Below are 5,736 nucleotides of genomic sequence, written 5' to 3'. Positions count from 1 at the left end.
GGCTATGCGGAAAAGCTGAAAGGTGGTATCTTTAAAGAAGAAGTTGTTGTCTTTGATCAAAATATCATCACTAGCCAAGGCCCGGCTACTCCCTATCCTTTTGCTTATAAAATCGCTGAGGTGTTAGGGGAAGATGTCAGCCAAATGAAAGAAAAAATGCTCTACAACTTTGCTGGAGGAAAGTGAAGTAAAGGAAAGGTGAAATCATGCTTTACGGGAAGCTCCCCATCGTATTTTTAAGTGCCATTGCTGCAGAGAAAAGAGGTTCGATCAACAGTACAATCGCGACTTTTATATTAGGGAATCTGGACAACATGAAAAATATAGGCATCAAAGAAATGGCCGAGAACTGCAATGTTGCTCCCAGCTCGATTTCCCGCTTTTGTAAAGAAATCGGGTTGAATGGGTTCGTCGAGCTGAAGGATTTACTTCAATCCACTGAATTCGACTATACCGGTTTTTCAGAGGATGTTTCAATGGATAAACGGATCCACACTTTGGGTGAACATATCAAAACGAGCATCGACATGGTGGAGGAGTCGATAACGACTTCCAAACTGATGCAACTGACAAAAGATATCCAGCAATACGATGAAGTGGCCGTCTTCGGGCTGTTGAAAGCTCAAACGGCCGCAATCATCCTCCAAAGCGATCTGCTGATGTTCCGGAAACAGATTTATACAAATATATCCTACGCAGAGCAGCTTAATTACATTATTAATGCGGATTCAAGTCATTTGATTATCCTTTTCACCTATACAGGGTCCTACTTTGACTATGACAACCAGCGGAATATTCTTAAAGGTAAGGATATCCCGAAAATATGGATGGTTACCGGACAGCAGAAGGAATATCCGAAATTCATATCGGACACCTTAACATTCTCTTCTCGTCAAGATTATGCCAGTCATCCTTATCAGTTGGATTACGTGGCCAGCCTAATCGGCCAGGAGTATGCACAATTGAAAAAGGAATAGATAAATATCAAAAAGCAGCGATCCTTCTTGAATGATGATCGCTGCTTTTTTAGGTGAATCGGTTCAGTTACTGAAACAAAACAGACCCAGACGGTACAGGCCCAATCCGCATAATCGCTAGGATTTGCTCATTTCAGCGACAATCAATTGCAGACAATCTTCGATGCTGCGCAGCATCGGGTTGTCCGTCCGGAAGATCACTCTCGTTTTGATTTTCAACGATTCGACCGGAGTCGATAAAATGGTGATGCGCCCCGCCAGGATGTCTTCTTTGATGACGACTTCCGACAGCAGCTACCTGTCCATGAGCGAAACCAAAGAGGAAATCTTGACATTGATCCAAAATTTTCAGGGTATGGAAAGCATATGCCCCTTGCCGACCGATGATATCCTGGAGCTTTCGATCCCTGCGGTTAATCTGGGTGTGTTCGGAAAAGGGGCGCACACTTGGAAGGAAAGTATCCACAAGCCCTATTCCTATGAAGTCCAGCCCCAACTGATCCGGGAAGTCATTTCGAATCTATCACGCGAGGAGGACCATTCGGAAAGTGGCAAGCGATTATCCGGAACTGTTGACAAGACCTGATCTGACGGTGGAGTTTGTAGTGAGTGTTGTTATTTTCTGAACCGCAAATGCCAGGTCAATCCGATCAGGTGGGCCAAGTATACGATTATCAGTACGATGCGCAACAATTCGCTGTCGGTCAGCACAAAAGGGATTGCAAAGACAAAGAGCATCATCACGAACATCCGGATCATTCCTGGGTTCGTGATGTTTTTCTTTACTAACGGCCCCTCGATGTATTGCTTGTATTTTTCCGATTCGATGAATTGCTGATGCAGACGGTCCGAACTGCGGACCCAGAAAAAGCCGGATAGCAGATAGAAGACCGTTGTAGGCAGGAACGGCAAGAATATCCCGACAGTCCCGAGACCGAACGTCAAGAAGCCCAGGCCGATGTATAGGTATTTTTTCAAATGGATAGTCTCCTTCAAGTCTGGCAAAAACCAGATGATTTTTGTTGCTTATAGTTAACAATATTCTCGTGATGAAGATTGTTTGTGATATACTATTCAGATAGTATAGTACATTTGGCGGAGCGTGTGTATTAGGGAAGTCCTGATTCATCACCAAGAAGGAGCTATTATGAAAAATACATCTCTTGTAATTTTGGGTTTACTGTTTGCGGTTTTTGGAATCAGTCTGTTTATGCCTTGGATCCTGCTCCCAAATTATGAAACATTCGCGTTGGACCCGACATCCGGCTATCGGTTTTATTCACAAAATTATTTCGTGCTATTATTATTTGTCCTGAGTTTGCTTACGTATTTTTTTCTATTCAGGTTCAGGCAAACCAATGTGCTGCTATTATTGGCAGCGGAACTGATTTTTTTGGCAGGAATCATCCTGTCGCCGCTGATATCCAACGGTATGATATTCCTCGACGTTGTGCTCTACGGGTATTATGTTGCCGTAGCCATGTTGTTGACGTTGATTCTTTACCTGACTGTTTTGTATTTCGGGTGGAGTGAGAAGCTTTCATAGCAATTTATAAAACCGTACGGGACGATTAGACTTTGGATGTCGATCCGTGCGTTTTTTTATTTTTGGACCGATCGCTATAATTTCCATCATGCAAGCGTTTGTATATTTTGACAAACATTTTCTTTCATGCTATTATTACTTCGAAATCGAAATAAAAAAGGGAGGTGTTACGATGTCTGCAACAGATCGCGATACTTTAAAGGCCCTTACTGTGTTATTTAAGTCATCTCAACATGTACAGGACAAACTGAAGAAAGATATGATGAAGCAAGGTTTGAATTTTTCCGAATTCGCCGTAATGGAATTGTTGTATCATAAAGGGGAGCAACCGATCCAAAACATCGGAAAGAAAGTCTTGCTTGCCAGCAGCAGTTTGACGTACGTTGTCGATAAACTAGAGAGCAAAGGGCTGGTGCAACGTATCCCATGTGCAACTGACCGCCGCGTTATTTTTACAGCCATCACCGAAGAAGGACGTAAATTGATGGACCGCATTTTCCCATTGCATGCTGCGTATATCGCAGATATATTTTCTGTCCTTTCAGATAAAGAAGTAGAAACGTTCATCGACTTGGCCAAACGAGTAGGGCTACATGCCGAAAACTTGGAGCATTGATCAGAATCCAGCGTCAAAACATCAGGGACTGCCGTAGCATTGAGCTGGGAAGTCTCTTTTTTTGCGCTTTTTTATGCAGGAACCGTCACTTTTTCCGGATGCAATCCCTATACATATGGTAAAATAGGCAGTATCAGACAAAAAGGAAAGATGACAGTGAAAAATAAGAAAATAACCAAAACAAATGCGATGCGCATGTTGGATAAACAGAAGTGCGATTACGCAGTCCATGAATACGCTTGGTCGGAGGACCACCTCGATGCGCTGTCCGTCCTTGAAAAAATGAGTCAGGATGCCGGCGCGGTCTACAAAACCATTGTAGCGGTCGGCGATAAGACCGGCGTTGTCGTTGGGGTCATCCCGGCGCAGAACGAACTGGACCTGAAGGCTTTTGCGAAAGTCAGCGGCAATAAACGGATTGAAATGCTGCCTTTGAAGGATCTGGAAGCGACTACCGGGTATATCCGGGGCGGCTGTTCGCCGATCGGGATGAAAAAAGCATTCCCTACCTATTTGTCCCACCATATACTTGATGAAAAGAGCGTGCTCGTGTCCGGTGGTAAACGCGGAACGCAGATCGAGCTCAGTCCTGCCGGTTTGATGGCTGCAGCGCACGCTAAAATTGAAGAGATTACACAAGAGAAAGATGAATGAAGCACGTTCCTCTTTGTCAACGGAAAAGGAGAACGTATCATGAAGAAATTGCATATCTACCATATCAATGATCTGCATTCGCATTTTGACAATTGGCCGAAGATCCGGCGTTTTTTGTTGGAGAAGAAGGCCTTTCATGAAAAAAACGGAGAAGAGGTTTTGCTCTTCGACATCGGCGATGCCTGCGACAGGGTGCATCCATTGACGGAAGCAACCAACGGCAAGGCAAACATCGAATTGTTGAATCAGGTTCCGTTCGACGCGGTGACAATCGGCAACAATGAAGGGATCGGCAACGACAAACGGCAATTGGACGAACTCTATGATGATGCCGAATTCCCGGTCGTGCTGGCGAATCTCTATGATCCGGAAACGGATGCCTTGCCGACTTGGGCGCAGCCGTATCTGCTCAAGACTTTGTCCAGTGGCCTGAAGGTTGGGATCATCGGCTTGACGGCACCTCTCTATCTCAGCTATGTCCCGAACGGCTGGGACCCTAAAGAATCGGATGAAGTCTTGCCTGAAATTTTGTTGAAAGTCGCGCCGTCCGTCGATTTGATCATCCTTTTGTCGCACGTCGGCATCATCGAGGACATCCATATCGGCGAAATGTACCGTTCCATTCCTATCATCATCGGAGCGCATACCCATCATGTGCTGCCGGAAGGCAAACATGTGGATGAGTCCCTGTTGCTGGGAGCGGGTAAGTTCGGTAAGTATATCGGTCATGTGACGGTCAGCTATGATTCCGACAGGATTTTGGATCGCAAAGCGGAATTGATCGAAGCAGAAAATTTGCCGGAAAAACCTGGCGATCTAGAGGAAGTCGAGGAACTGCAGCAACGTGGAGAGGAACTGTTGTCGGCCATCCCGATTGCGGACAATCCAGAACGGCTCAAAGCGGATGAAGGCCACATCAACGATTTGTTGCTGTTGGGATTGGACGCTGTGACAGAATATGCCGGCACGCCATTCGGCATACTGAACTCTGGACTGTTCCTGGAGGATCTGCCAGAAGGAATCATCACCAAAAATCATCTGCATCAAATCCTGCCGCATCCGATGCGCTTGCTGGAATGTACGCTGACGGGGCGGGATTTCAAAGTCATGATTGAGGAAATGGAAGCGCAGCGCGAAGAACTGATGACGAAGGAAATAACCGGCATGGGTTTCCGGGGAAGGATTTTCGGGGAGCTCTGCTACCGCGGCTTCGATATTGATCCGGTCACAAACCATGTGATGGTTGAAGGCAGGGAGCTTTCCGATGAGGAGGACATCACCTTTGTAACGGTGGACCATTTTCGCTACATCACCTATTTCCCGACAATCGAAAACGAAGGCCGCAGCCGTCTGTTGTTCCCATATTTCCTACGGGATGTGTTCGGTCTGCATTTAGAAGATAAATTTCCCATAATGAGAGAAAAGTGAGGTGCTATCATGGATAAAAAGGAATTACTGGATGAATCATTGAAAACGCAAGTAGACTCCTTGCTGGGAACTATTGCGGATGATAGTGAATCAGAAACAAGCGACCGTAACGAAGAGGAAGAAATCGTTAAGTTATTGGACGACAAGCGTCTTTTAGTGGGAACACAAGAATACGAACTGAGCATCGATCATCGTGAAGGTTTTGATGCTGAAGCGCTGGCTGGAAGATATACGTCCATTCTAAGCAAGTACGATTATATTGTTGGGGATTGGGGCTATGAACAATTACGCCTGAAAGGCTTTTACAGGAACAACAACAGCAAAGTATCCCAAGACAAGAAAATCAGTTTCCTGGAGGATTATCTCTATGAGTACTGCAATTTTGGATGTGCCTATTTTGTGATCGAAAAAACGCGTACTGAGAAAGAAAAAATCACAAAAACAAAGCGCAACCGCAAACGCAAAAACCGGGAAGCGAACAGAGAAGAATTGCCTGCTGATACAGCTGTTCAAAC

At 45.3% G+C, this 5,736-nt stretch carries 8 protein-coding genes and 1 pseudogene; 8 read left to right on the top strand and 1 reads right to left on the bottom strand.

Annotated elements, in window-relative coordinates:
- The 3 genes and pseudogenes from WBM30_RS05025 to WBM30_RS05015 all read left to right on the top strand — a co-directional run.
- Positions 1-186 (top strand): annotated as a pseudogene (locus WBM30_RS05025) (DJ-1 family protein); the annotation flags it as partial.
- 20 nt (positions 187-206) lie between these two features.
- Entirely contained in the window at positions 207-977 is a 771-nt protein-coding gene (locus WBM30_RS05020) for a MurR/RpiR family transcriptional regulator (RefSeq protein ID WP_424899662.1), read from the top strand.
- Positions 978-1,140: 163 nt separating this feature from the next.
- Positions 1,141-1,563, top strand: coding sequence for a hypothetical protein (locus tag WBM30_RS05015; protein ID WP_424899661.1), 423 nt, complete (start codon positions 1,141-1,143; stop codon positions 1,561-1,563).
- 29 nt (positions 1,564-1,592) lie between these two features.
- Here the strand turns inward: WBM30_RS05015 and WBM30_RS05010 are convergent, their stop codons facing one another.
- A complete protein-coding gene (locus WBM30_RS05010) occupies positions 1,593-1,955 on the bottom strand; it encodes a YbaN family protein (protein ID WP_424899660.1) in 363 nt (120 codons plus the stop codon).
- A gap of 169 nt (positions 1,956-2,124) precedes the next feature.
- Between WBM30_RS05010 and WBM30_RS05005 the strand changes: the two genes are divergently transcribed.
- The 5 genes from WBM30_RS05005 to WBM30_RS04985 form a co-directional block, all read left to right on the top strand.
- Positions 2,125-2,523 (top strand): hypothetical protein, encoded by a 399-nt coding sequence (locus WBM30_RS05005; protein WP_424899659.1) that lies wholly within the window; start codon positions 2,125-2,127, stop codon positions 2,521-2,523.
- A gap of 172 nt (positions 2,524-2,695) precedes the next feature.
- Positions 2,696-3,139 carry a MarR family winged helix-turn-helix transcriptional regulator gene (locus WBM30_RS05000; RefSeq protein WP_068561182.1) on the top strand — a complete coding sequence of 148 codons (444 nt, stop codon included), beginning with the start codon at positions 2,696-2,698 and terminating at the stop codon, positions 3,137-3,139.
- 150 nt (positions 3,140-3,289) lie between these two features.
- Positions 3,290-3,793 (top strand): Cys-tRNA(Pro) deacylase, encoded by a 504-nt coding sequence (gene ybaK / locus WBM30_RS04995; protein ID WP_424899658.1) that lies wholly within the window; start codon positions 3,290-3,292, stop codon positions 3,791-3,793.
- Between the two features lie 39 nt (positions 3,794-3,832).
- Entirely contained in the window at positions 3,833-5,221 is a 1,389-nt protein-coding gene (locus WBM30_RS04990; protein ID WP_424899657.1) for a bifunctional metallophosphatase/5'-nucleotidase, read from the top strand.
- Positions 5,222-5,230: 9 nt separating this feature from the next.
- Positions 5,231-5,736 (top strand): YutD family protein (locus tag WBM30_RS04985; protein ID WP_424899656.1); only part of this gene is annotated, 506 nt, incomplete at its 3' end.

Origin of the sequence: Trichococcus sp. (genome assembly GCF_049684335.1) — a bacterium.
In the GTDB taxonomy this organism is placed as follows: domain Bacteria; phylum Bacillota; class Bacilli; order Lactobacillales; family Aerococcaceae; genus Trichococcus.
Note: the sequence above shows the minus strand (reverse complement) of the source record. Positions and strands in the feature narration are given on the sequence as shown.

Excerpts from the sequence above, each read along its gene's own strand:
- ybaK (WP_424899658.1), top strand. The coding sequence starts at position 3,290 with ATGACAGTGAAAAATAAGAAAATAACCAAAACAAATGCGATGCGCATG.
- WBM30_RS04990 (WP_424899657.1), top strand. The coding sequence starts at position 3,833 with ATGAAGAAATTGCATATCTACCATATCAATGATCTGCATTCGCATTTT.
- WBM30_RS05000 (WP_068561182.1), top strand. The coding sequence starts at position 2,696 with ATGTCTGCAACAGATCGCGATACTTTAAAGGCCCTTACTGTGTTATTT.
- WBM30_RS05005 (WP_424899659.1), top strand. The coding sequence starts at position 2,125 with ATGAAAAATACATCTCTTGTAATTTTGGGTTTACTGTTTGCGGTTTTT.
- WBM30_RS05020 (WP_424899662.1), top strand. The coding sequence starts at position 207 with ATGCTTTACGGGAAGCTCCCCATCGTATTTTTAAGTGCCATTGCTGCA.
- WBM30_RS05015 (WP_424899661.1), top strand. The coding sequence starts at position 1,141 with ATGCTGCGCAGCATCGGGTTGTCCGTCCGGAAGATCACTCTCGTTTTG.